Origin of the sequence: Pseudonocardia sp., from assembly GCF_035305885.1 — a bacterium.
In the GTDB taxonomy this organism is placed as follows: Bacteria; Actinomycetota; Actinomycetes; order Mycobacteriales; family Pseudonocardiaceae; genus Pseudonocardia.
In genome coordinates this window covers 1-23,277 of sequence record NZ_DATGOP010000019.1, presented here as the reverse complement: position 1 = coordinate 23,277, position 23,277 = coordinate 1, and the positions used below count along the sequence as shown (strand labels likewise).

The following is a 23,277-nucleotide window of genomic DNA, read 5'->3' as shown; positions in this document are numbered from 1 at the left end:
GGGCTCACCGCGGTTGACGATGGCGACCCGTTGGAACGTGTCCGTCACGATCTTCTTCACTCCCCGTCGCTGGTGACCGGATGCACCGTACGCCGCGCCAACCCAACTCGACGCCCCCGCGTCGCACAACCGCGAGGCGGGGGACGGCGCGGCACAATGTGGCCGTGCTGAACGCCACCGTGCGCACGGCGAGCCGGGACGGCCTGACGTTCGACGTGCGCGAGCTGGGCCCACCGGGCGGCGATCCCGTCCTGCTCCTCCACGGGTTCCCGCAGCGCGGCGATTCATGGCACGCCGTCGCCACGAGATTGTCGGAGGCCGGGTTCCGTACGCTCGCGCCCGACCAGCGGGGCTACTCCCCGGGTGCCCGCCCCTCCGGCAGGCGCGCCTACCGGCTGGGGGAGATGGTCGCCGACGCGCTCGCGGTGGTGGACCAGCTCGCCGGCCCGGATGCTCGCGTGCACGTCGTCGGCCACGACTGGGGCGCCGCCGTCGCGTGGCGGCTCGCGGCGCGGCACGCTGATCGTGTCCGCACCCTCACCGCGGTCTCGGTGCCCCCGCCGGGCGCCTACCTGCGTTCGTTGTTCACCACGAGGCAGGGGCTCGCGTCCTGGTACGTCTACGCGTTCCAGCTGCCCTGGTTGCCCGAGCGGCTGTTCTCCGCGCGGGGAGGGCCGTTCTCGCGCCGGCTCGTGGCGGTCCTGCGGCGCACCGGCCAGTCGAGGGAGGCGGCGGAGCGCGACGCGGCGGGCGTGGCCGACCCGGCGGCGCTCACGGGCGCGATCAACTGGTACCGCGGCGCGTTCTCCGAGCCGCCCGGCGACCCGGACCCGCCCGTGCGGGTGCCCACCCTGTTCGTGTGGAGCGACGGGGACACCGCGCTCACCCGGCAGTCCACCGAGCTGGTGCACGAGCACGTGGCCGGGCCCTTCCGGTACGCCGAGCTGCGCGGGGTGAGCCACTGGATCCCCGACGCGGCGCCCGACCAGCTGGCCGAGCTCGTGCTCGAGCACGTCGCGGAGCACCCCGGCTGATGGAGATCCTCTCGAGCCGGGTGCTGCTGCGGCCCCGCGACATGCAACGCAGCCTCGCGTTCTACCGCGACGTGCTGGGGCTCGCGATCGCCCGCGAGTTCCCGGGCGGCACCGTGTTCTTCCTCGGCGGCGGATTCCTCGAGCTCTCCGGGAGCGCGGACGAGCCGGCCGGGCCCGCGGTCGCGCTCTGGCTGCAGGTGCGCGACCTCGCCGCGGCCCACCGGGAGCTCGCCGACCACGTCGTGCGCGAGCCGCGGCAGGAGCCGTGGGGACTGCACGAGATGTGGATCGCTGACCCCGACGGCACCCGCATCGTGCTGGTGCAGGTGCCGGAGGATCACCCGATCCGCCGCGACCCGCGCTGAGCGGGCCCCAACTTCAGGAAAGCCACATCCAGGAAGCCCACGTTCATGAATGTGGCTTTCCTGAAGGTGGGGCGCCGCCGCGGAGCTCGCGTCACGCGGCCTGCGCCGTGCTCGGCTCCGCCGGGGTGGGCATGGAGTCCCGGGACTTCGCGCGCGGGGTGAGCGCGGCGATCGCGGCCCCGATCGCCGCCGCGCCCGCGGCCGCCACGTAGATCACCGTGTACGCGGTGGCGGCCGGCAGCACCTGGCCCGCGACCCTGGTCGTGATGCCGGTGGCGATGGCCGCGACGAACGAGCTGCACGACGACGTGCCCAGCATCCGCATGAGCGTGTTGAGGCTGTTGGCAGCCGCGGTCTCGCCCGGCGGTACCGCGCTCATGATCAGCAGTGGGATCGCGGAGTAGGCCAGCGCCGCGCCGATCGCGGTGGTGGTCGACGCCGCGATGATCAGCGGGACCGACCCGGGCAGCGTCGCCATCAGCAGGTTGCCCAGCGCGAGGACGGTGCCGCCGAGCACGAGCGTCGTGCGCGCCCCGCGCCGCCGCGAGACCCGTGCCGACACGGGGGAGAAGATCGTCATCGCCGCGCCGATCGGCAGCAGCGCGACGCCCGCGGCCACCAGCGAGAGCCCGAACCCGTACCCGGTGGCGGTCGGGGCCTGCAGGATCTGGGTCGTCACGAGGAAGCCCGCGAACATCCCGAAGCCGATCATGATGGACGCGACGTTCGTCCACAGCACGGTGGGGCGGGCCGTGACCCGCAGGTCGACCAGCGGCTTCTGCGTGCGCAGCTCCCACGTCGCCCACAGCGCGAACAGCACGCCGGCGGCGACGAGCAGCCCGATCACGACCGCGCTGCCCCAGCCCCACTCGTTGCCCTTCGAGATCGCGAGCAGCAGGCAGACGAGCGCGGCCGACAGGCCGACCGCGCCGGGCAGGTCGAACCGCCCGCCGGAGCGCAGCGGCGACTCGCGCACGACGCGGAGCACGAGCAGGAACTGCACGGCGCCGAGCACCGCGGCGCCCGCGAAGAGCCACCGCCAGCTCGCCTGCTGGGCGACGACCCCGGTGAGCGGCAGCCCGATCGCCCCTCCGATGCCCAGCGACGAGCTCATCAGGGCGATGCCGCTGCCCACCCGGCCCGGTGGGAGCACGTCGCGCATCACGCTGATGCCGAGCGCGATCACGCCCATCGAGACGCCCTGCAGCGCCCGTGCCGCGATGAGCACGCCGACGTTGGGGGCAACCGCCCCGAGCGCGGAGCCGAACGTGACGATGCCGAGGCCGACGAGCAGCATCCGGCGCTTGCCGTACATGTCGCCGAGGCGCCCGAGCACGGGCGCGCACACGGCGGCGGCCACCAGCGTGGCCGTGACGAGCCACGCCACCGTCCCCGGCGACGCCTCGAGCAGGCGGGGGAACTGCGGCAGCAGCGGGACGACCAGCGTCTGCATCAGCGAGACGGCCAACCCGCACGACGCGAGCACACCGATGACGGCGGTCGGGCGGGGGGAGGACACCAGATCAGATGACCACGGGATCGTTGGCAATCGCAAGCATGTGCAATGGGGAACACCTCGCGGAACGGGCTGGTCCAGTCGGCCGCGAACCGGCATCCTGTACCGGTCAAGAGGGCCATCGACCCCAGCGCCGCGGCGTGGCCGATCACCTCGTCGATGCTGGGAGCGCACCGTGAGCACCGCCTTCGCGGAGGAGTCCGACGGGCCGGGGCACGATGCGGCCGTCGTGGAGCTGCCTCGCCAGGAACCGACGCCCGATCTCACGATCACCACGCTGGGACCGGCGCGCATCGACTCCCCGATGGCGCCGCTGCTCGACGCCACGCAGACCACCGAGCACTACATCAACGAGAACGACCGGGTGCTGCTCGACGACACCCTGTCCGGCATCTCCTCGCGCGGGGTCCCGCCGGACCAGCTGCCGGGCATGGAGCCGTGCGGCCCCCGGCGGAAGATCTTCTTCGACCCGGCGAAGACGCGGGCGGCGATCGTCACCTGCGGTGGCTTGTGCCCCGGGCTCAACGACGTGATCGCCGGGCTGGTCCGCACGCTCACCTACCACTACCGGGTGCGCCGCGTGATCGGCATCCGCAACGGCTACCAGGGCTTCGTCGCCCGCTACGGGCACGACGTCGTCGACCTCACCCCGGAGTCGGTGCGCGACATCACCACCGACGGCGGCACCGTGCTCGGCACCTCCCGCGGCCACCAGGACCCCGAGGAGATCGTCGACTGCCTCGAACGGCTGCACATCAACATCCTGTTCGTCGTCGGCGGCGACGGGTCGATGCGCGGGGCGATGCAGATCGCGCGCACGATCGCCGAGCGGGGCCTGCTCATCGCGGTCGTCGGCATCCCGAAGACGATCGACAACGACATCCCCTACATCGACCAGAGCTTCGGGTTCCAGACCGCGTTCAGCCTGGCCAGCGACGCGATCCGGGCGGCGCAGGTCGAGGCGAAGTCCACGGCCAACGGCATCGGGCTGGTCAAGCTGATGGGCCGCCACTCCGGCTTCATCGCCTGCTACGCCGCGCTCGCGCGCAGCGGCGCCGACGCCGTGCTGATCCCCGAGGTCCCGTTCTCGCTCGACGGCGAGCAGGGGCTGCTCGCGCACCTGCGGCGGCGGGTCCAGGAGCGGGGGCACGCGGTCGTGGTCGTCGCCGAGGGGGCGGGCCAGGACCTGATGGGCGGGATCGACGAGGACGAGCGGGACGCGTCCGGCAACGCGCGGCTGCGCGACATCGGCCCCTGGCTGCGCCGCCGCATCGCCGACCACTTCTCCGACGCGGGCATCGAGACCTCGATCCGCTACATCGACCCGAGCTACGCGATCCGCAGCGTCCCCGCCAACCCGTACGACTCCGTGTACTGCGTGCGGCTGTCGCAGGCCGCGGTGCACGCGGCCATGTCCGGGCGCACCGAGATGGTGGTGGGCCGCTACCGGCGCCGGTTCGTGCACATCCCGATGCGCGTGGCGGTCAGCAGGCGCAACCAGGTCGACCCGCACGGCGACCTGTGGATGGCGGTGCTCGAGTCCACCGGGCAGCCGGTGCGCTTCGGCTGACCCGCCGACGGCCCGGGCGGCCGGCCGCGGGTGGGAACGGGATACTGGGTGTGTGCGCGGTCTCGCGATGCGCTTCCTCGGCCACTCCACCGTCCGGCTGGAGCTGGCCGGGTCCGTCGTGCTGACCGACCCGGTGCTCACCGCGCGCGTCGGCCCGCTGCGCCGCACCGCGCCGACGCCCGACCGCGCCCACTTCGCCGACGTCGACCTGGTGCTGCTGTCGCACCTGCACAGCGACCACCTGCACCTGCCGTCGCTGCGCCGCCTGCCGCGCACGGCCCGGGTGGTGGTGCCCAGGGGAGCGGGCCGGTGGTTGCGCAGCCGCGGCATCCGCAACGTCGACGAGCTCGCCCCGGGCGAGGAGCTGGAGCACGGCGCGCTGCGGGTGCACGGCGTGCCCGCGGCGCACAGCGGGCACCGGTTCGGCCCGCGGTCCACCCGCGGCCCGCAGGCCGCGGCGATGGGGCACCTCGTCGAGGGCGGCGGGCACCGGGTGTACGCGGCGGGCGACACCGACCTGTTCCCCGGCATGGCCGGCTTCGGCCCGCTCGCGGCCGCCCTGCTGCCGGTGTGGGGGTGGGGGCTCTCGCTCGGGCCGGGGCACCTCGACCCGCACCGCGCCGCGGAGGCCGTGGGGCTGCTGCGCCCCCGGGTGGCGGTGCCGGTCCACTGGGGCACGCTCGCCGTGAGCGGGCTGCCGCAGCTGCCCGGGCGGATCGGGGCGCGGATGCGCAGGTTGCTCGTCGAGCCGCCGTACCGGTTCGCCCAGGCCGTGGCCAGGGCGGGGGAGCGGACCCGGGTGCTGGTGACGGAGCCGGGCGCGCAGGTCGCGCTGGACGAGGCCGCGCGGGACGAGGTTCCCCCGGTGGCGCGATGAGCAGCTGGACGGACCCGTCCGCGCTCGGTTACTCGGCGCTCTTCGGGGGCGTGTTGATCGGGTCGATCGTCCCGGTCGTGCCCACCGGTGCCGTCGTGGGCGCCGCCGCCGCGATCGCGGTCTCGACCGGCGCGATGTCGTTGCCGCTGGTGCTCGTGCTGTCGGTCGTCGCGGCGCTGATGGGTGACTTCGTGACGTTCGCGGTGGCGCACGCGGGCAGCTCCTTCGCCCAGCGGTGGCTGCGCGGGCGCCAGTCGCCGGAACGGCTCGCCGCGGCGCGGGCGCAGTTCGAGCGCAAGGGCGGGGTGCTCATCGTCGTCGGCCGGGTGATGCCGGCGGGCCGGATCCCCGTGCTGCTCGCCGCGGGCGCGCTCGAGTACCCGTGGCGGCGCCTCGTGCCGGCGGCCGCGATCGGCTGCGTGCTCTGGGCGCTCGCCTACGCCGCGCTGGGGGTGCTGTCCGGCGGCCTGTTCGACGACCCGGTCCTGGCCACGCTCCTGGCGGCGCTGCTCGTGCTCGCGGTGGCGGCCGCGGGCTCGCTCGTCTCGAGCCGGCGCAGGCGACGACGCGTCCGGTCCGGCGTGATCCCGTGATGGCACCCGCGGGCGGTGGACGCCTCGTGCGCGGCGGCCGGGTCGTCGCGCGCGTGCTGCTCGTGTGGGTGCTCGCGGTGGGCGCGCTCCGCCTGCTCGACGAGTGGCTCGTCGGGTTCGCGATGCCGCAGTGGTGGCAGCCGACGGTGTGCGCGCTGCTGTTCGGCCTGCTGAGCGCGGTGGTGTGGCCGCTGGTGCTGCGCGTGGCGCTGCCGGTGGCCGTCTTCACGCTCGGCATCGGCTCGTTCCTGCTGCTCGGCGCGGGCGTGCTCGCGATCTCGTTCGCCGTGCCCGGCGTGGTGGTCACCGACCTCGGCACCGCGGTGGTCGTTGCGGTCGCCGTGGCGGCGCTCGGATCGGTCGTGAGCAGCGTCGTCGGCCTCGACGAGGACGAGCTGTTCTTCCGGCGCGCCGCCCGCCGCGGCGCGAAGGAGTGCGACGAGTCGGTGCCGCCGGGCGTGCTGCTGCTGCAGATCGACGGCCTCGGCATCGACACCCTGCGCCGCGCCGTGCGGACCGGGGACATGCCCGCCGTCGCCCGCCTGCTCGACAGCGGCAGCCACCGCCTCGTCGAGTGGCACACCGACTGGAGCTCCCAGACCGGGGCGGCCGTCGCCGGGATCCTGCACGGCGACAACCACGACATCGTCGGTTTCCGCTGGTACGAGAAGGAGCGCGACCACGTGGTGGTGTGCTCCAGCCCGGAGGACGCCGCGGAGATCGAACGCAGGCACTCCGACGGGCGCGGGCTGCTCGCCGTGGACGGCGCCGCGCGCGCGAGCCTCTTCACCGGCGACGCGCCGCACACGAGCCTCACGGTGAGCGCGCTGCCGTTGATCAGCGGCGCGGGCAGGCGCGGCCGCGGCCGCGACGGCGTGGGCGCCGGCTACTACGCCTACTTCGCCAACCCGGCCAACGCGCTGCGCACCGGCGTCGGTGCGCTCGTCGACGTCGGGCGGGAGATCTCCGCGGCGATCCGCCAGCGCAGGGCCGGGGTGCACCCCCGGGTGGGCCGGGGCGGCTTCTACCCGCTGGCGCGGGCGGCCACCACGGTGATCGCCCGCGACGTGGTCGTCTCCGCGGTCATCGAGGACATGCTGGCGGGCCGGTCCGTGGTCTACGCCGACTTCATGGGCTACGACGAGGTGGCCCACCACTCCGGCGTCGAGCGGTTCGACACGTTGGCCGTGCTGCGGGGGATCGACCGCCAGATCGGGCGGCTGCACCGCGCCACCCAGCTCGCGCCGCGGCGCTACCACATCATCGTCCTCTCCGACCACGGGCAGACCCAGGGCTGGGCCTTCGCCGACCGGTTCGGCGAGTCGATCGAGGCGCTGGTGGGGCGGCTGTGCGGCGCGCCGCAGGCCGACCCGCGCCTCGGCGCGCACTCCGAGGCGAGCCGCCCCGCAGAGGGCTGGCCGGTCGACGCGGTGCTCGCGGAGGCGTCGTCCGGCGGTGGCCCGATCGCACGCAGGCTGCGCGCCCGCGTGGAGCGGGCGGGCGCCGCCGCCGACCGGCCGCGGACCACGGGCGGCACGCCGAGCGACTCCGCGCGGCCCGCGCCCGGCGTCGTGGTGCTCGCGTCCGGGCACCTGGCGCTGGTGTCGTTCACCGAGCACGAGGGCCGGGTGGAGCTGGAGACGATCGAGCGGGAGTACCCGGAGCTGCTTCCCTCGCTCGTCGACCACCCCGGCGTCGGGTTCGTGCTGGTGCGCAGCCGTGAGTTCGGCCCGGTCGTACTCGGCCGCGACGGCCTGCACCGGCTCGCCAGCGGCGTCGTGATCGGGGAGGACCCGCTCGAGCCGTACGGCCCGCACGCCGCCGACCTGATCCGCAGGGTGGACTCCTTCCCGCACTGCGCCGACCTGATGATCAACAGCCGGTACGACCCCGCCCGCGACGAGGCGTCGCCGTTCGAGCCGCACGTGGGGTCGCACGGCGGGTTGGGCGGCTGCCAGTCGCGCGGCTTCGTGGTCCACCCCGTCGACCTGCCCCCGCCCGGGGAGATCGTGGGCGCGGAGGCCCTGCACCGGGTGCTGCGGGACTGGCTCACCCACCTCGGCCACCCCGAGCCCACGCGGACCGGGGAGCGATCGGTGCCCGCCGCCGGGGAGTGACCGTGCGAGGATCACCCGCGTGAGCGACCGCTTCGTCCTGGTGCACGGCGCGTGGCACGGCGGCTGGTGCTGGCGGCGGGTCGCGCCGCTGCTGCGGGACGCGGGCCACGAGGTGTTCACGCCGACGCTGACCGGCCTCGGGGAGCGCGCCCACCTGCTGGGCCCCGACGTCGGCCCGGACACCCACGTCCAGGACGTGGTCGGCGTCCTCGACGCGGAGGAGCTGACCGACGTGGTGCTGGTCGGGCACAGCTTCGGGGCGCTCGTCGCGCTCGCCGTCGCCGGGCGGACGCCGGAGCGGGTGCGCCGGGTCGTGCTGCTCGACGGGCTGGTGGTCGAGCCGGGCCAGGTCGGCTACGACGGGTTGCCGCCGGAGGCGGCGGCCGCGCGCCGGGACGCCGCCGAGGCGACCGGCGACACCGCGTTCCCGCCGCCCGGGGGAGCGGCCTTCGGCCTGGCCGACCCGGAGGACATCGCCTGGGTCGAACGCAGGCTCACCCCGCACCCGGTGCGCACCTACGCCGAGCCGTTCCCGCTGGCCCGCCCGCTCGGCGGCGGGCGGCCCGTCACGTACGTCGCCTGCACCGACCCGGCCTACCCGGCGGTGCACTCCGCGCACGCGATCGCCCGGCGCGAGGGCTGGGCGTTCCGGGAGCTGGCCTCCGGCCACGACGCGATGGTCGCCGCGCCGGAGGCGACGGCCGAGCTGCTGATGTCCTCCTGACGCCCCGATTGCAGCAAAGCCACATCCAGGAAGCTGCGCTTCAGCAAAGCCACATTCCTGAACCGCCGGCGGCGCCGGCCGGGCCGCGATCGTTCTGAACCGGAACGTTCCGTCGCGGATCGTCTGTACCCTGACCTGCGTGGACACGCGCAGCGACGACGAGATCCGGGCCGACCTGTCCTACCTGTTCGACAAGGCGAGCCAGGCCCTCGCCGCGCGGATGGGCGCCGTCCTGGGCGAGCTGGGCCTGAGCGTCCGCGACTACTGCGTGCTCACGAAGGCCGCGGCCCACGAGCTCACCCAGAGTGAGCTCGCCGAGCTGGCGCTGCTGGACAAGACCACCATGGTCGTCACCTGCGACCACCTCGAGAAGGCCGGGCTGGCGCGCCGCACGCCCTCGCCGACCGACCGCCGGGTGCGGATCGTGCGCACCACGGAGGCGGGCGACGAGGCCGTGGCGAAGGCGCGCGGCGTGATCGACGAGCTCTACGCCGAGGTGCTCGGCGTGCTGACGCCGCAGCAGCGCACGGTCCTGCTCGACGCGCTGATGAAGCTGGTCACCCACGACGGTCCGCTGTCGGCCGTCGAGCCCAACCCACACGCGCCCCGGCGGAGGCGCGGCGGGTAAGTCATCCTGTTCGAGATTGTCTATTAACAAACGATCCGCTACGGTCCTACTCGTGACGAGTTCGACCTTTCCCACCGCTCGCTCCGCGCCGTCGCGCTGGCTGGCGCTCGCCGTGATCTGCGGCGCGATGCTGATGGTGATCCTCGACGGCACGATCACGAGCGTCGCGCTCCCGGTGCTGCAGGCCGAGCTCGGCTTCACGACCGCGGGGCTGGCCTGGACGGTGAACGCCTACCTCGTGCCGCTCGGCGGCCTGTTGCTGCTCGCCGGCCGGCTCGGCGACCTCTACGGCAGGCGCCGGATGCTGGTCGGCGGCCTCGCGGTGTTCGTGCTCGCCTCGCTGCTGTGCGGGCTCGCGATCGACCCCGCGATGCTGATCGCGGCGCGGTTCCTGCAGGGCGCCGGGGCCGCGATGGCCTCGGCCGTCGTGCTCGGCATGGTCGTCGCGCTCTTCCCCGAGCCGGGGGAGCGGGCGCGGGCGATGGGCGTCTACGCCTTCGTCGGCGCCGCGGGCGCCGCGATCGGCACCCTGCTCGGCGGCGTGCTCACCGGCACCGTCGGCTGGCGGTGGATCTTCCTGGTGAACGTGCCGATCGGGGTGGCCGCGGTGCTGCTCACGTTGCGCTACGTCGCCGCCGACCCGCCCACCGACCGCTCCGCGCGCCCGGACGTCCTCGGCGGCCTGCTGGTCACCGCGGGGACGGCGCTCACGGTGTTCGCGATCGTCGACACCTCGGCCGTCGGCGTGCGGCTCGGGACGGCCGCGGTCGCGCTGGCCCTGCTCGCCGGGTTCGTCGCCCGTCAGCGGCGCGCCGCCGACCCGCTCGTGCGGCTGGGCATCTTCCGGTCGCGGGCGCTGTCCGGGGGCAACGCCGCCCAGCTGCTCATGGTGGCGGGGATGCTGGGCTTCCAGTTCGTCGTGGCGCTGTACCTGCAGCAGGCGCTCGGGTACACGCCCACGCAGACGGGGCTGGCGCTGCTGCCCGTCACGCTCACGATCGCGAGCGTCTCGCTCGGGGTGTCCGGCAGGCTGATCGCCCGGTCCGGTGCGAGGGCGGTCCTCGTCGCGGGCGAGCTCCTGCTCGTAGCCGGGCTGGCGCTGCTCTTGCGCCCGCCGACCGGGCACTACCTCGTCGACGTGCTGCCGTCGATGCTCGTGCTCGGCGGCGGTGCGGGCCTCGCCCTGCCCGCCGTCACCACGGTGATCATGTCCGACGCCGCGCCGGAGGAGGCGGGGCTCGCCTCCGGCCTGGCCAACACCAGCCAGCAGATCGGGGGCGCGCTCGGCACCGCGGTGCTCGCCGCGTTCGCCGCGGCCCGCACCGACGCCGCCCTCGCCGCGGGCGCGACCCGGGTCGCCGCCCTCACCAGCGGCTACCAGCTGGCCTTCGCCGCGAGCGCGGTCGCGGTGGCCGCCTCGCTCGCCGTCACGCTGACCGTGCTGCGCCGCTGAGCCGGGCGCCGCGGGTGGCGTTCCTAGGATCGAGGCCGTGAGCATCGCCAACGACGTCGTCGACGGAAGCCCGGTCAGCGGCCCCCTCTCCGGGGTGCTGGTCGCCGACTTCTCCCGGATCCTGGCCGGGCCCTACGCCACGATGCTGCTCGCCGACCTCGGCGCAACGGTCATCAAGGTCGAGGCCCCCGGCACCGGGGACGACACCCGCACCTGGGTGCCGCCCACCAGCGACGACGGCACCGCCACCTACTACCTGTCGATCAACCGCAACAAGCGGTCGATCGCGCTCGACCTCACCGACCCCGCCGACCTCGACGTCGCGAAGCGGCTGGCCGCCCGCGCCGACGTCATGATCGAGAACTTCAAGCCGGGCGGCCTCGTGCGCTTCGGGCTCGACCACGAGTCGGTCGCGGCGACCAACCCGAGCATCGTCTACTGCTCGATCAGCGGGTTCGGCACCGCGGGCGGGGCAGGGCTGCCCGGTTACGACCTGCTCGTGCAGGCCACTTCCGGGCTGATGAGCCTCACCGGCGACCCGGACGGCCCGCCCTACCGCGCAGGCGTGGCGGTCTTCGACGTCATCACCGGGCTGCACGCCGCACTGGCGATCGTCGCCGCGCTGCACCACCGCCAGCGCACCGGCGAGGGGCAGAAGCTGGAGACGAACCTGCTGTCGGCGGCCCTGTCCGGCCTGGTCAACCAGACCTCCGCGGTGCTCGCCGGCGGCGTCGTGCCCAACCGGATGGGCAACGCCCACCTCTCGCTCTTCCCGTACGAGCCGCTGCCCACCGGCGACGGCGAGCTGATCGTCATCGCGGCCAACGACGGCCAGTTCCGCAAGCTCGCCCACGCCATCGGCGCCCCCGAGCTGCTCGACGACCCGCGCTTCGCCACGATGGGCTCACGCAACGCCCACCGCGACGAGCTGCGCCCGCTGCTGCTCGCGCGGCTCGCCACCAAGTCGGCGCAGGAGTGGTTCGACATCCTCGCCCCCGCGGGCGTGCCGTGCGGGCCGATCAACACGATCGACGAGGGCATCGCGCTCGCCGAGCGCCTCGGGCTCGAGCCGGTGGTGGAGCCGGGTGGCGTGCCGAGCGTCCGCAACCCGGTGACCTACTCGGCGACACCGCCGAGCTATCGCAAGCCGCCGCCCGCGCTCGGGGCGGACGGCGACGAGGTCCGCGCCTGGCTGATGTCGGACTGACCGATCTGCTGACGAGTTGCAGCACGGCCACCTTCAGGCCGTCCCGTGGCATGGAGGTGGCCGTGCTGCAATCGCAGGGCCTCAGTTGCCGCCGCCGAACGGGTTGCCGAACGGGCTCTGCCCGCCGAACGGCGTGCGGCTGCCGCCGCGCGGGCTGGTGGTGGCCGACTGGTCGGGCTGGCTGCCCAGCGTGACCTCGACGGTGCGGTCGGCGCCGCCGCTGTTCACGGTGAGCGTGACCCGCTCGCCGGGGGCGTGCGCACCGATCCGGGCCATCAGGTCGGCGAAGTCGGCGACGTTCGCGTCGCCCACCTTCGTGATGACGTCGCCCTCCCGCAGGCCGGCCGCCTCGGCGGGCGACCCCGGCTGCACGAGCGCGATCTGCGCGCCGTCGTCGGTGTCGGCGGCGATGCTGCCCTGCACGCCGAGCACCGGCTTGGTGGCGGTGCCGGTGTTCATGATCTCCTCGGCCACGCGGCGGGCCTGGTCGATGGGGATGGCGAAGCCGAGGCCGATGTTGCCCGTGCTCTGCCCCGCGGTCTCGATCGCGGAGTTGATGCCGACGACCTGGCCGTCGAGGTTCACCAGCGGGCCGCCGGAGTTGCCCTGGTTGATCGGGGCGTCGGTCTGCAGGCCGTTGTAGACGACCAGATCGCCGTTCTCGTCCTGCACCGTGACGGTCCGGTTCTGCGCGCTCACGATGCCCGCGGTGACGGTGCCGGTGAGGCCGCGCGGCGACCCGATCGCCACGACGGGCTGGCCGACCTGCAGCGACGAGCTGTTCCCGAGGGCCGCGGGGGTGAGCCCGGACGCGCCCTCCAGCCGGATCACCGCGATGTCGTAGCTCGGCGCGGTGCCGACGACGGTCGCCGGGTACCGGGTGCCGTCCTGCAGGGTCACGGTGATCCGTCTGCTGCCCGCGACGACGTGGTTGTTGGTCAGGATGTCGCCGTTCTCGGTGATGATCACGCCGCTGCCCTCGGCCGCGCCCTGCGCCATGGTGGCGCGGATGTCCACGGTGCTGGGCAGCACCGCCTGCGCGGCGGCGGTGACGGTCCCCGGCTCGGCGTTCACCGCGTTCGGCGACTGCGGCGCCGACGTGAGGGTCGTGCCGCCGGGGCGGTCGTCGAGCAGCGCGTAGGCGCCGGCGAAGCCGGCACCGCCGCCGACGAGCCCGGCGATCAGCGCCGCGGCCACGACGGCGCCCACGCCGCGCCTGCCGCGCGCCGGGGCCGGCATCGCCGTGGTGGCGGTGGGCGTCCCCTGCTCGGGCGGGGGCGGGAAGAAGCTGCCGCCGGGCGGCGCGTAGGGCTGCTGGCCGCCGTACGACGACGCGGGGAACTGCGCGGTTCGGGAGTCACCGGCGCTGGCGTCCCGGCCGGGCTCCCTCGGTTCGTCGCTCATACCCATCACGATGCGCTCGCAAGCTGAGGCCGTCCTGAGGGTCACCTGGGAAGTACCGGCCGAAACCCCCGATCGGGCGGGCCGGTGGTGACACCCCGTGTTTTCAGGGTACGTGCATGTGCTCGGCCGCGACATCGACGTGGGCGCGCCCGTCGCCCCACAGCGTGATCGACGGCGCGGGCGGGCGCCAGTCGCCGGGCAGCCCGACGTGCACGGCCACGGCGTCCGGCCGGGCGGCCCGCACGCGGTCGAACGCGGTGGACGGGCCGCGCACCACCACCACGACCGGCCCCTCGGCCGGGACGTCGGGTCCCGTCGTGACCGTCGGATCGCGGCGGCGCAGGGCCTCCACCAGCCGCGGCTCGCCCGCCCGACCGTCGGCGATGTTCACCGCCCCGCGCAGGTCGACCACGTGCGCGCCCCGCCCGATGCGCACGTTACCGGCGGTCTCGGCGACCCGGCGCGCCAGCCGCACCCCGTCCACACCGCCCGCCGCCGCGGGGTGGGCGCGTGCGGCCCGGACCCACTCGGCGAGCTCCGCGACCCGCCGCCCCGCCTCGGCCAGCCGCTCCCGCGGCAACGTGCCGTCGCCGACCGCGGCCAGCAGGGCGTCGCGCACCCGCCGGTAGCCGGCCTCGTCGTCGTAGCCGTTGCGCGGGTTGCCGATGCAGACCAGGTCGACCCCGGCGGCGACCGCGGCGACGGCGCCCGCACCCGTGCCGACCGTGGCGGCGATCGCCGCCATGTCGACCGCGTCGCTGATCACGACACCGTCGAAGCCCAGCTCCCGACGCAGCAGGGCGAGCAGCGGCGGGCTCATCGTGGCCGGGCGGTCGTCGAACGCGCCGAAGCGCACGTGCGCGGTGAGCACGCAGCGCACGCCCGCCTCCACCGCGGCGGCGAACGGCGGCAGGTCGCGTGCCCGCACCACGTCGGCGGCGTCGTCGACCGCCGGCAGCGCCAGGTGCGAGTCGAGGACGGTGCACCCGTGCCCGGGGAAGTGCTTGGCGGTCGCCGCGGTGCCCGCGCCCTGCACGCCGCGGACGAACGCCGCGACGTGCCGCGCCACGAGCCGCGGGGTGGCCCCGAACGAGCGGATGCCGATCACCGGGTTGTCCGGCTCGGCGTTCACGTCGGCCACCGGCGCGAGCGCGAGGTCGATCCCGGTGGCCCGGCACCGGGCGCCGACGTCCGCGCCCACCGCCTCGGTGGCGGCGACGTCGTCGAGCCGCCCGAGCGCGGCGGCGCTCGGCCACGGGGCGTCCAGCCGCGTCACGGGGCCGCCCTCCTCGTCGGAGGCGACCAGGACGCCCGCGCGGCGCCCGTGCAGCCGGGCGGTCAGCTCCGGCAGGCCGGGGCCGACGTTCTGGGCGAACAGACAGACCCCCGCGAGCCCCGCGTCGAGGGCGCGGGCGAGCCACTCGGGCACGGTCGTGCCGAGGAACCCCGGCAGCAGCACGCCGTTGACCAGGGCCTCGTCCGTGCTCACCCCTTCACCGCGCCGGCGACGAGGCCGTCGGTGAGCCGCTTCTGGGCGATCACGAAGAACACCACCACCGGGATCGTGATCAGCGTGGACGCGGCCATGACCGCGCCCCAGTCGGTGGCGTGCTGGCCGAAGAAGCGACGCAGCCCGACGGCCACGGTGTAGTTCTCCTCGTCGGACATGAAGGTCAGGGCGAAGATGAACTCGTTCCAGGCCACGATGAACGAGAACACGCTGGTGGCGACGAGCCCGGGCGCCACCAGCGGCAGCAGCACCGACCGGAACATGCGGCCCCACGAGGCGCCGTCGAGGTAGGCGGCCTCCTCGAGCTCGACGGGCACCGCGGCGACGAACCCGCGCAGCGTCCAGATCGCGAACGGCAGCGAGAACGCCAGGTACACGACGACCAGCCCGGCCAGCGTGTCGAGCATCTGCAGCGTGCGGGCCTGGATGAACAGCGGGATGACCAGCGCCTCCACCGGCACCATCTGGATGATCAGCACCATCACCAGCACGGAGGTGCGGAACCGGAAGCGGAACCGGGCGACGGCCACCGCGGCGAGCAGCGCGAGCAACGCGCCGGCGAGCACGGTGGCGAGCGCGACGCCGAGGGAGTTCGCGAGGTAGCGCCCGAAGCCTCCCTCGGTGACGACGAAGGCGAAGTTCTCCCACGTCCACTCGTCCGGCCACAGCGTGCGCGAGCCCGCGTTCGCCTCGGCGTTCAGCGCCGTGACCACCATCAGGTAGACGGGGAACAGCGTGAACGCGAGCACCCCCGCGACCCCGAGCCCCTTGGCCGCCGTCCTCACAGTGCCGTCCTCACAGTGCCGTCCTCACAGCTCGTCCTCCCGGAACAGCAGGCGCAGGTAGACGACCGTGACGACCAGCAGCAGCGCGGTGAGCAGCACCGCGATCGCAGCGCCGAGGCCGAAGCGGTTCTGCGCGAACGACTCCACGTAGGACCAGGTGCCGAGCGTGAGCACGTTGCGGTTGACCCCGTCCCCGCCCGGCATCAGGTAGATCTGGGTGAACACCTTGAAGTCCCAGATCGTCGACAGCACGGTGACCACCGCGAACACCGGCCGCAGCATGGGGAAGGTCACCGACCAGAACCGGCGCCACGCGCTCGCCCCGTCCACGATCGCGGCCTCGGTGAGCTCCCGCGGGATCGTCAGCAGCCCGGCGAGCACGGTGAGCGCGACGAACGGGAACCCGTGGTGCACCACGTTGAGCGCGGCCACCCCGTAGAACGACAGCCTCCCGGCGAACGGGTTGGCGGTGGCGGCGTCGACCAGGCCGAGCGCGTCGAGCGCCTGCACGACGACGCCGTCGCCCGGGGTGAACGCGAAGACCCACACATAGGTGCCGGTGACGGCGGGCATGGCCCACGCCACCATGATCGCGGTGGTGACGACGCCGCGGACCACGGGCGAGAGCCGCGCGAGCAGCAGCGCCACCAGCGTGCCGAACACGACGGTCAGCGCCACCGCCACCGCGGCGAACACCACCGTGTTGGGCAGCACGGTGGTCCACAGCTCCGGGCTGGTGAGCAGCTCGACGTAGTTGTCGAGCCCCACCCAGTTCGTGCGGCCCGAGACGAGCTCGCGGAGCCCGAAGTCCTGTAGCGACAGCACCAGCACCCGCAGGAGCGGGTAGAGCAGCAGGCCGCCCATCACCAACAGGGCGGGCGCGAGCAGCAGCCACGGCCGGGTGACGGCGCCGCGGCGGCGCGGCCGCTGGCGGGCCGCGGGTGGCGCCGCGCCCCGCCCGGTCTCGGTGCGCTCGGCGAGCGTCATGCCCCGCTGGCGAAGATCTGGTTCATCTCCGCCGCCGCGGTCGCGGTGGCCTCCTCCACGGTGGCCTCACCGGTGAGGATGGAGCGCATCATCGCCGCGATCGTCTTCTTGCCCTGGATCTGGCCGAACGCGGGCGTGACCGGCACGCTGCGCCCGGACTCGGCCATCTGCCGCGCGAACGGCGCGACCAGCGGGTCGGACGACTGCGCGGCCTCCGCCAGCAGCGCGGTGGTGCCGGGGAAGTAGCTCGACTCCTGGGCCCACTTCGCGGCGAACTCGCCGGTGCTCATCATCTCGACGAGCTGCCACGCGAGGTCCTGGTCGTCGCTCGTCTCGAAGATCGACAGCAGCGAGCCGCCGAGCACCGAGGGCGCCAGCCCGCCGTCGCGGCCGGGGATCGGGAACGCGCCGATCTTGCCCTCCAGGTCGGGTGCGGCCTCGAGGATCGCCTTGGGCGTCCAGCTGCCCGAGAAGATCATCGCCGCCTGGCCCTTGGTGAACGCGTCGCGCACGTCGGTCTCGCGCCACGTCGCCGCCGCGGGCGTGGAGAACCCGTGCACCAGCGCGAGGTCGGCGTAGAACTGGATGCCCTCGCGGGCCTGCGGCGAGTCGACGCCGCTCACCCACGTGTCGCCGTTGCGGGTGGCGACCTCACCGCCCGCGCCCCACAGGAACGGGTAGACGATGAACTCGTTGTCGCCCGCGATCGGCAGCGGCAGCAGGTCGGGGCGGGCCTGCTTGATCCGCTGCCCGACGGCGACCAGCTCGTCCCACGTCGTCGGCGGCTGCAGCCCGAGCTCGGCGAAGACGTCGGTGCGGTAGACGATCGAGCGCACGCCCGCGTACCAGGGCATGCCGTAGAGGCCGTCGCCGATCGTGCCGGCCTCTACCAGGCCGTCGACCAGGCCGTCGGCGAGGCCCGCCTCCTGGACGCGCGGCTCGAGGTCGACCAGCGCGCCGGCGTCGGCGAACTCGGCGACCCACGTGGTGCCGACCTCGGCGACGTCGGGCGTGGTGCCACCCGCGATCGCCGTGATGAACCGGTCGTGCGCGGAGGCCCACTGGACGAACTGCACGTCGAGCGTCGCGCCGGTCCGCTCGGTGAACGCCGCGGACAGCTCGGAGAAGAACGGCTCGGCATCCGGGTTGGTGCCCTCCATGATCCAGACCGTCAGCGTGCGGTCGTCCCCGCCGCCGGAGCCGGCGTCACCGCCGCAGCCGGTCAGGGCCAACGCCGCGGCGGCGAGGAGCGCCACCGCGCTCCGCCGTGCCGTCCGGGATCCGCGCAGCCACCACATGGGGTCCCCCTCCGACGGTTTTGAGACCAGAGGTCTAGGTCGTCGGACTGTAGCGGCGGTCACCCCATGCCCGTCAAGCTACGGAAGGTAACAGCTCATGACGGAAAGATGTCGGCCATGATCCGATAGCGGTCACCGCGGTAGACCGAACGCACGAACTCGGCCACCCGTCCGCCGTCCACCCGGCAGGTGCGCTCGAAGCAGAACGCGGGGGAGCCGGGCTCGACGCCGAGCACCGCGGCGTCCTCGGCGCTCGTGAGCGCGGCCTCCGCGGTCTGGGTGCCCGAGGCGATGCGGTGCCCGTAGCGCTCGGCGAGCAGCTCGTAGTACGAGCGGTCCTCCAGGTCGGCGCCGGTCAGGCCGGGGACGAGGTCGGCCGGGACGTGCAGGTCCTCGACCGCCATCGGCTCGTCGTCGGCGAGGCGGAGCCGGCGCACGTGCAGCACGGGCGTGCCGGTCGGCACCTCGAGCAGCGCGGCCAGCACGACGCCCGCCGGGGCGAGGCCCGACCGGAGCGTGCGGCTGCCCGGGCGCAGGCCGCGGGCGCGCATGTCGGCCGAGAAGGAGTTGGCCGCGAGGCGGTGGGCCACCTTCGCCGGGGCGACGAACGTGCCCGCGCCCTGCCTGCGCACGAGCACGCCGTCCCCGACCAGCCCGTCGACCGCCCTGCGCAGCGTCATCCGGGCGACGCCGAGCTCGCGGGCCAGGTCGCGCTCGGCGGGCAGCGGCTCGCCCGGCGCCATGGTGGAGACGAGCTCGACGAGGCGCGCGCGCAGGCGTCGCTGCTTGTCGGTCTCCGCGGGCGGGGCGCTCATAGCCCATTGGTACACCAGAGGCCTCCGAGGAGGCGACCCCCTGCGGCCTTAGCGCGACCGACCCTCGTCGTTAGGTCACGCTAACTGAATTTTGCAGTTCAGCCGCGGCCGCGAACGCTCCTAGCGTCGGTGGCGCCATGGACGGATTCCTGCTCGCCTTCGCCATCAGCTTCGGGGTCGTGTTCGTCGCCGAGCTCGGCGACAAGTCCCAGCTGATGGCGCTCGCGTTCGCCACCCGCTACCGGGCGCTTCCGGTGCTGGTCGGCATCACGCTGGCCACCACGGCGGTGCACCTGCTCTCGGTCGCCGTCGGCCACGGGCTGGGCACCGCGCTCCCCACCGGGTGGATCTCGCTCGTGGCCGCGGTCGCGTTCGTCGGGTTCGGGGCGTGGACCCTGCGCGGCGACCGGCTCACCGCGGACGAGCGGGCGAAGGCCGAGCGGGCCACCGGCTCCGCCGTCCTCACCTCGTCGGTGGCGTTCTTCCTCGCCGAGCTCGGTGACAAGACCATGCTCGCCACGATCACCCTCGCCACCCAGTACGGCTGGTTCGGGGTGTGGATCGGCTCCACGCTCGGGATGGTGGGCGCGGACGCGCTGGCGATCGTCGTCGGCCGCAAGCTGGGCAGGCTGCTGCCCGAGCGTGCCGTGTCGATCGGCGCCGCGGCCCTGTTCTTCCTGTTCGGCGGCTCGCTCGCGGTGGAGGCCACCGGTGAGCTCGCCGGCCGCCCCGCCTGGGCGATCCTCGCCGACGCCGTCGACCACCACGCCGCAGGCTGGATGGCGCTCGCCATCGCGGTGCTGGTGGCCGTGCTGGGCGCGATCGGCGGGCGGCGGCTGCTGGAGGCCTCGCCCGCCCGCCGCGAGATCGGCCGGGCGGCGCGGGTGCCGGGCTCGGCCGCCTGGTGGGGGCGCGTGCTGTACGTCGGCGCCACCGCGCTCGGGCTCGTCGCCCCGTTGCTGGTCGCCGCGGACGTCATCGACCCGGTACCGCTGCTCGACGACCCCGGCCTGGTGGTGATCGGCGCCGGCCTCGCCCTGCTGGGGGTGTCGCTGGTGCTCGCATCGCAGATCGAGCTGCGGCGCGCGGGCTCGCCCGATCCCGTGCTGGCGAGCAGGGGACTGCGGTCGCGGATGCGCAACCCGGGGCTCACCGGGATCGTGGTGGCCACCGCGGGCACGCTCGTGATGGTGCCGACGCTGGTCGGCGTGCTGGCGGCCGTGCTGCTGGTCGTCTCGGTGCGGATCCAGGTGCGTGCGGTGCGGGAACCGATGCTGGCGCAGCTGCACGGCGAGGAGTACCTCGCCTACGCGGCCCGGACGGGCCGCTACCTCCCCCGGCTGACGGCGTCCCGGTCCTGAGCGGGCGCGCGGCCCGCGCACCCGCCCGGCGCTGCGGTGACGGAGGGTGGGAGCTCACTCCGCGCGGATCGCTACCCGCGCCGCCCACCGAGCGGCCTCCTGCGCGGCGCCGCGCAGGGAGCGGAGCCGCTCCTCGCGGGTCCACGGCGCCTGTCGGGGTCGCTGCGCGATCGCTTCGCGACCCCTGACCCCGCGATCCTGCGAGCCGCTGCGAACCCCCGGACAGGCGTTTGCGGCAGGCCGAGGGCATCGGATCGCAGCACGGCCACCTTCACGCAACACGGCCACCTTCACGCAACCACGTGGCGTGAAGGTGGCCGTGCTGCAACGCGAAGAGGAACGCGCCGCCGGGCTCCCGGACGGTTCGTTCGTCAGGGCTTGGCCCACGCGCCGCCGGACATCGCGGCCGAGCGGACCCGGAACCCGGCCGTCCCCTCGACGATGTCGCGGCGCAGCTGCGCCTTGGTGCGGCCGGTGCTGTTGACCGTGGGGCCGAGGGCTCGGGCGATCTGCTTGAGCACCGGCACGGTGAACTCCGCGCTGCGGCTCTGCAGGTAGTCGGCCACCTCGCCGGGGGTGGCGAGCGAGTTGATGTGGGAGACGGCCTCGTCGATGTCGACGTTCAGCGGCCGGTGCACGACCTCGCGCTTGCGCACCGGGCGGGCCGGGCCGGGCTGGTAGACGAGCTTGCCCTCGCCGGAGGCGATGTCCTCGAGCTGCTCGCGGCTGAGCGACTCCAGCAGCGCGACGGCCTTCTGCAGGGCGACCGCCAGCGGCTGGGACGGGAGAGGGGAGCTCGGCAGCGAGGCCAGGTCGATCTTCTCGCCGATGGTGTTCTCGTCCGTCTGCATCTGGTCGATCCGCCCCGTCACGCCGCGAGCCTCTCCAGCCGTCCCGACAGTTCCGACACCATGTCGCGCAGCTCGCGCGTGGCCGCCCGCCCGGTGCCGCCGAGGATCACCGGAACGCCGTGCTCGGGAGCCGGGCCGTAGACGGCCTTGCTGTCGCGGATCGTGGTGGAGAACGTGGGAACCTCGCGGGCCTCGATCCGGCTGATCACGGCGCGCTGCGCCTCGATCGGGGCGCCGTTCTGGTTCTGCACCATCGTGAACACGACGGACGCGGCGGGCCGCTCGATCGGCACGGGGGAGTGCTCGTTGTACTCCTCGACGAACGAGCGGATCTTCAGCCCCAGCGAGTCGATGCCGTTGGTCGACAGGTAGTCGGGCTTGGTCGGGATCAGCAGCAGGTCGCTGGCCGCGACGGCGTTCTTGGCGATGAGCCCGAAGTTGGGGGCGCAGTCGATGAGCACCGTGTCGTACTCGGCGAAGTCCTCGTGGGCGAGCATCTCGCGGAGGCTGCCGTGCAGCTCGGCGAAGCGACCGGGGTCCGCCATCAGGTCGGCCGCGAGGTTGGTCTCCACGTCCGTGAGGTCGCGGTGGGCGGCGATGAGGTCGAGGCGGCCGGAGCCGCGGGCGAGCTTGTCGTGCACGCGGGGCGGGGTCGAGACGAGCTTCGCCGGGCTCTCCTCGCTGTCGCTCCCGATGCGGTCGAACCAGTGCTTGATCGTCTTCTCGGGCAGCAGCTCAGCCGTCCACTCGCTCTGCGTGAAGAACGAGATGGTGAGACTGGCCTGCCCGTCCAGATCTATGAGCAGCACCTTCTGTCCTCGTGCCGCGAACCCGGCGCCGAGGTTGGCCGTGAGGGTGGTCTTGCCCACCCCTCCCTTGTGGTTGATGACGGCGACGACCTTCACCCGTTCTCCTCCCGCAGCACGCCGCGCGAACGATGCCATACGCCCGGAGGAGGGCTGCATTTAGGCCAATCGGCTTATGCCGACTGCTATTGCGGCGGCATCGGCGCACCGGCCGTGGGGCCAGACTTTAGGGCCGGGCGTCCGACGGCGAGCACCGGGGCCCAGGCCCGCAGTGGATCACGAAGGCCATCTACCAGCGCAGATGCCGGAGCGGGCCGCCCCGGCGGCGCGGCCGGACGGTCCGCCGCGGAGGTGAAGGGAAAAGGATCACTCGATCGGGTGAGTGATGTGAATCGAGTGGCGGACCGTCATCACGCTGCGCCGCCGTCACTCGGGGGTGAGTCCCTCGAACGGCCGCACCGCTCAGCGGTCGTAGTCGTCGTCGTCCGGGACGGCGATGTGCTGCTCGGCCACGTCGGCCGGGTCGGCCTCGGAGGGCAGCTCCTTGATCTCCTCGACCGCCTCGTCGTCGCCGTCGGCGCTCTGCAGCTGCTCGACCACGTCGGCGTCCGGGTTCTCGATGCCCATGCTGTCCCTCCGTCGTCTGACCGTGCCCGCCGAGTGTGCCCCAGTAACCGGTCGTTCACACCCACCCGTCGGGTTACCGGAACGCGGGCGCGAGCTCGCGCAGCGCCGGCAGGTCCACGACGGGGTGCGGGTCGGTGGTCGCGACCGAGATGCAGACGTGGTCGGCGCCCGCGGCGAACTGCTGCTCGATGCGCGCGACCACCGCGTCGCCGCGGGCGGTGCGGGCGTCGACGAGGCGGTCGCTGCCGCCGTCGGCGAGGTCGGAGTCGTCGAACCGGTGACCTCGCGGATCATGCGCCAGCGGGACGGGACGAGCCGCACGCCCGCGACGAAGCCCGCGAGCGCGGCCCGGGCCGTGGCCATCGCCCGGGCGCGGTCGGGGTCAAGCACGACGGTCTGGTGCACGGCGAGCAGGACGTCGGGCCCGACCCGTTCGCGCGTGTAGGCGGTGTGCTCCACGGGCATCAGGAACGGGTGGGCGCCCCGGGTCCGCCGGGCGGCCGGTTCGAGCATGCGCGGGCCGAGCGCGGCGAGCACCCGCGGCGCGGGGAGCCCGGGGCGGGCGCCGTGGCCTTCGCGGCGTCCATCGCGTCGAGGAACGCCGCCATGGTGGCCACGGGCGCCCTCCACGGCTTGCCGACCTCGTCGGCGACGTACCTCGCCCCGACGCCGCCCGAGCAGGAAGCGGGCGGGGAAGGCCTCGGCGAGGGTGCGTTCGGCGCGGGCGAGGGTGGCGGGCTCGTGGCGGG

The 23,277-nt window shown here is 74.1% G+C and carries 23 protein-coding genes; 12 read left to right on the top strand and 11 right to left on the bottom strand.

Going from position 1 to position 23,277, the window contains the following annotated elements; translation table 11 throughout:
• Window positions 1–164 precede the first annotated feature (164 nt).
• Window positions 165–1,034, top strand: a complete 870-nt coding sequence (locus VKZ81_RS03150) for an alpha/beta fold hydrolase (RefSeq protein WP_324239858.1) — start codon at window positions 165–167, stop codon at window positions 1,032–1,034.
• Window positions 1,034–1,399 carry a VOC family protein gene (locus VKZ81_RS03145; RefSeq protein ID WP_324239857.1) on the top strand — a complete coding sequence of 122 codons (366 nt, stop codon included), beginning with the start codon at window positions 1,034–1,036 and terminating at the stop codon, window positions 1,397–1,399. Before VKZ81_RS03150 ends, VKZ81_RS03145 begins: the two co-directional genes overlap by 1 nt.
• Window positions 1,400–1,490: 91 nt before the next feature.
• On the opposite strand, the gene VKZ81_RS03140 is transcribed toward VKZ81_RS03145, so the two are convergent.
• A complete protein-coding gene (locus tag VKZ81_RS03140; protein ID WP_324239856.1) occupies window positions 1,491–2,918 on the bottom strand; it encodes an MFS transporter in 1,428 nt (475 codons plus the stop codon).
• A gap of 226 nt (window positions 2,919–3,144) precedes the next feature.
• On the opposite strand from VKZ81_RS03140, the gene VKZ81_RS03135 reads away from it, so the two are divergent.
• The 8 genes from VKZ81_RS03135 (at window position 3,145) to VKZ81_RS03100 (ending at window position 12,084) form a co-directional block, all read left to right on the top strand.
• A complete protein-coding gene (locus tag VKZ81_RS03135) occupies window positions 3,145–4,485 on the top strand; it encodes an ATP-dependent 6-phosphofructokinase (RefSeq protein ID WP_414709321.1) in 1,341 nt (446 codons plus the stop codon).
• Between the two features lie 52 nt (window positions 4,486–4,537).
• A complete protein-coding gene (locus VKZ81_RS03130) occupies window positions 4,538–5,362 on the top strand; it encodes an MBL fold metallo-hydrolase (RefSeq protein WP_324239855.1) in 825 nt (274 codons plus the stop codon).
• A complete protein-coding gene (locus VKZ81_RS03125) occupies window positions 5,359–5,955 on the top strand; it encodes a DedA family protein (RefSeq protein ID WP_324239854.1) in 597 nt (198 codons plus the stop codon). The genes VKZ81_RS03130 and VKZ81_RS03125 overlap by 4 nt, the downstream gene beginning before the upstream one ends.
• Window positions 5,955–8,072 (top strand): phage holin family protein, encoded by a 2,118-nt coding sequence (locus VKZ81_RS03120; protein ID WP_324239853.1) that lies wholly within the window; start codon window positions 5,955–5,957, stop codon window positions 8,070–8,072. The genes VKZ81_RS03125 and VKZ81_RS03120 overlap by 1 nt, the downstream gene beginning before the upstream one ends.
• A gap of 19 nt (window positions 8,073–8,091) precedes the next feature.
• Complete coding sequence (locus VKZ81_RS03115) at window positions 8,092–8,796, top strand: alpha/beta fold hydrolase (RefSeq protein WP_324239852.1); 705 nt, start codon at window positions 8,092–8,094, stop codon at window positions 8,794–8,796.
• Between the two features lie 139 nt (window positions 8,797–8,935).
• The gene (locus VKZ81_RS03110; RefSeq protein WP_324239851.1) at window positions 8,936–9,424 is read left to right on the top strand and encodes a MarR family winged helix-turn-helix transcriptional regulator; all 489 of its coding nucleotides are present in this window, start codon (window positions 8,936–8,938) and stop codon (window positions 9,422–9,424) included.
• Window positions 9,425–9,476: 52 nt separating this feature from the next.
• Window positions 9,477–10,877: an MFS transporter gene (locus VKZ81_RS03105; protein ID WP_324239850.1), complete on the top strand. Its 1,401-nt coding sequence runs from the start codon at window positions 9,477–9,479 to the stop codon at window positions 10,875–10,877.
• A 37-nt stretch (window positions 10,878–10,914) separates the two neighbouring features.
• A complete protein-coding gene (locus VKZ81_RS03100) occupies window positions 10,915–12,084 on the top strand; it encodes a CaiB/BaiF CoA transferase family protein (protein ID WP_324239849.1) in 1,170 nt (389 codons plus the stop codon).
• A gap of 81 nt (window positions 12,085–12,165) precedes the next feature.
• On the opposite strand, the gene VKZ81_RS03095 is transcribed toward VKZ81_RS03100, so the two are convergent.
• From VKZ81_RS03095 to VKZ81_RS03070, 6 genes are all read right to left on the bottom strand, one after another.
• Entirely contained in the window at window positions 12,166–13,488 is a 1,323-nt protein-coding gene (locus tag VKZ81_RS03095; RefSeq protein ID WP_324239848.1) for a S1C family serine protease, read from the bottom strand.
• A 103-nt stretch (window positions 13,489–13,591) separates the two neighbouring features.
• A complete protein-coding gene (locus VKZ81_RS03090; protein WP_324239847.1) occupies window positions 13,592–14,977 on the bottom strand; it encodes a glycoside hydrolase family 3 N-terminal domain-containing protein in 1,386 nt (461 codons plus the stop codon).
• Complete coding sequence (locus tag VKZ81_RS03085) at window positions 14,974–15,783, bottom strand: carbohydrate ABC transporter permease (RefSeq protein ID WP_324239846.1); 810 nt, start codon at window positions 15,781–15,783, stop codon at window positions 14,974–14,976. Before VKZ81_RS03085 ends, VKZ81_RS03090 begins: the two co-directional genes overlap by 4 nt.
• 24 nt (window positions 15,784–15,807) lie before the next feature.
• Window positions 15,808–16,770, bottom strand: coding sequence for a carbohydrate ABC transporter permease (locus VKZ81_RS03080; protein ID WP_324239845.1), 963 nt, complete (start codon window positions 16,768–16,770; stop codon window positions 15,808–15,810).
• On the bottom strand, window positions 16,767–18,026 hold the full coding sequence (locus tag VKZ81_RS03075; protein WP_324239844.1) for a sugar ABC transporter substrate-binding protein: 1,260 nt from the start codon (window positions 18,024–18,026) through the stop codon (window positions 16,767–16,769). Before VKZ81_RS03075 ends, VKZ81_RS03080 begins: the two co-directional genes overlap by 4 nt.
• Window positions 18,027–18,163: 137 nt before the next feature.
• Entirely contained in the window at window positions 18,164–18,883 is a 720-nt protein-coding gene (locus tag VKZ81_RS03070; protein WP_324239843.1) for a GntR family transcriptional regulator, read from the bottom strand.
• 137 nt (window positions 18,884–19,020) lie between these two features.
• Here VKZ81_RS03070 and VKZ81_RS03065 point away from each other — a divergent pair, with 137 nt between their 5' ends.
• On the top strand, window positions 19,021–20,244 hold the full coding sequence (locus VKZ81_RS03065) for a TMEM165/GDT1 family protein (RefSeq protein ID WP_324239842.1): 1,224 nt from the start codon (window positions 19,021–19,023) through the stop codon (window positions 20,242–20,244).
• A gap of 371 nt (window positions 20,245–20,615) precedes the next feature.
• On the opposite strand, the gene VKZ81_RS03060 is transcribed toward VKZ81_RS03065, so the two are convergent.
• From VKZ81_RS03060 to VKZ81_RS03045, 4 genes are all read right to left on the bottom strand, one after another.
• The gene (locus VKZ81_RS03060; protein WP_324239841.1) at window positions 20,616–21,116 is read right to left on the bottom strand and encodes a hypothetical protein; all 501 of its coding nucleotides are present in this window, start codon (window positions 21,114–21,116) and stop codon (window positions 20,616–20,618) included.
• The gene (locus VKZ81_RS03055; protein WP_324239840.1) at window positions 21,113–22,000 is read right to left on the bottom strand and encodes a ParA family protein; all 888 of its coding nucleotides are present in this window, start codon (window positions 21,998–22,000) and stop codon (window positions 21,113–21,115) included. Before VKZ81_RS03055 ends, VKZ81_RS03060 begins: the two co-directional genes overlap by 4 nt.
• A 363-nt stretch (window positions 22,001–22,363) precedes the next feature.
• On the bottom strand, window positions 22,364–22,528 hold the full coding sequence (locus VKZ81_RS03050) for an Rv3202a family protein (protein ID WP_324239839.1): 165 nt from the start codon (window positions 22,526–22,528) through the stop codon (window positions 22,364–22,366).
• Window positions 22,529–22,601: 73 nt separating this feature from the next.
• Complete coding sequence (locus tag VKZ81_RS03045; RefSeq protein WP_324239838.1) at window positions 22,602–22,730, bottom strand: hypothetical protein; 129 nt, start codon at window positions 22,728–22,730, stop codon at window positions 22,602–22,604.
• Window positions 22,731–23,002: 272 nt separating this feature from the next.
• Between VKZ81_RS03045 and VKZ81_RS03040 the strand changes: the two genes are divergently transcribed.
• Window positions 23,003–23,277: hypothetical protein (locus VKZ81_RS03040; RefSeq protein ID WP_324239837.1), on the top strand; the 275-nt coding region annotated here is incomplete at its 3' end.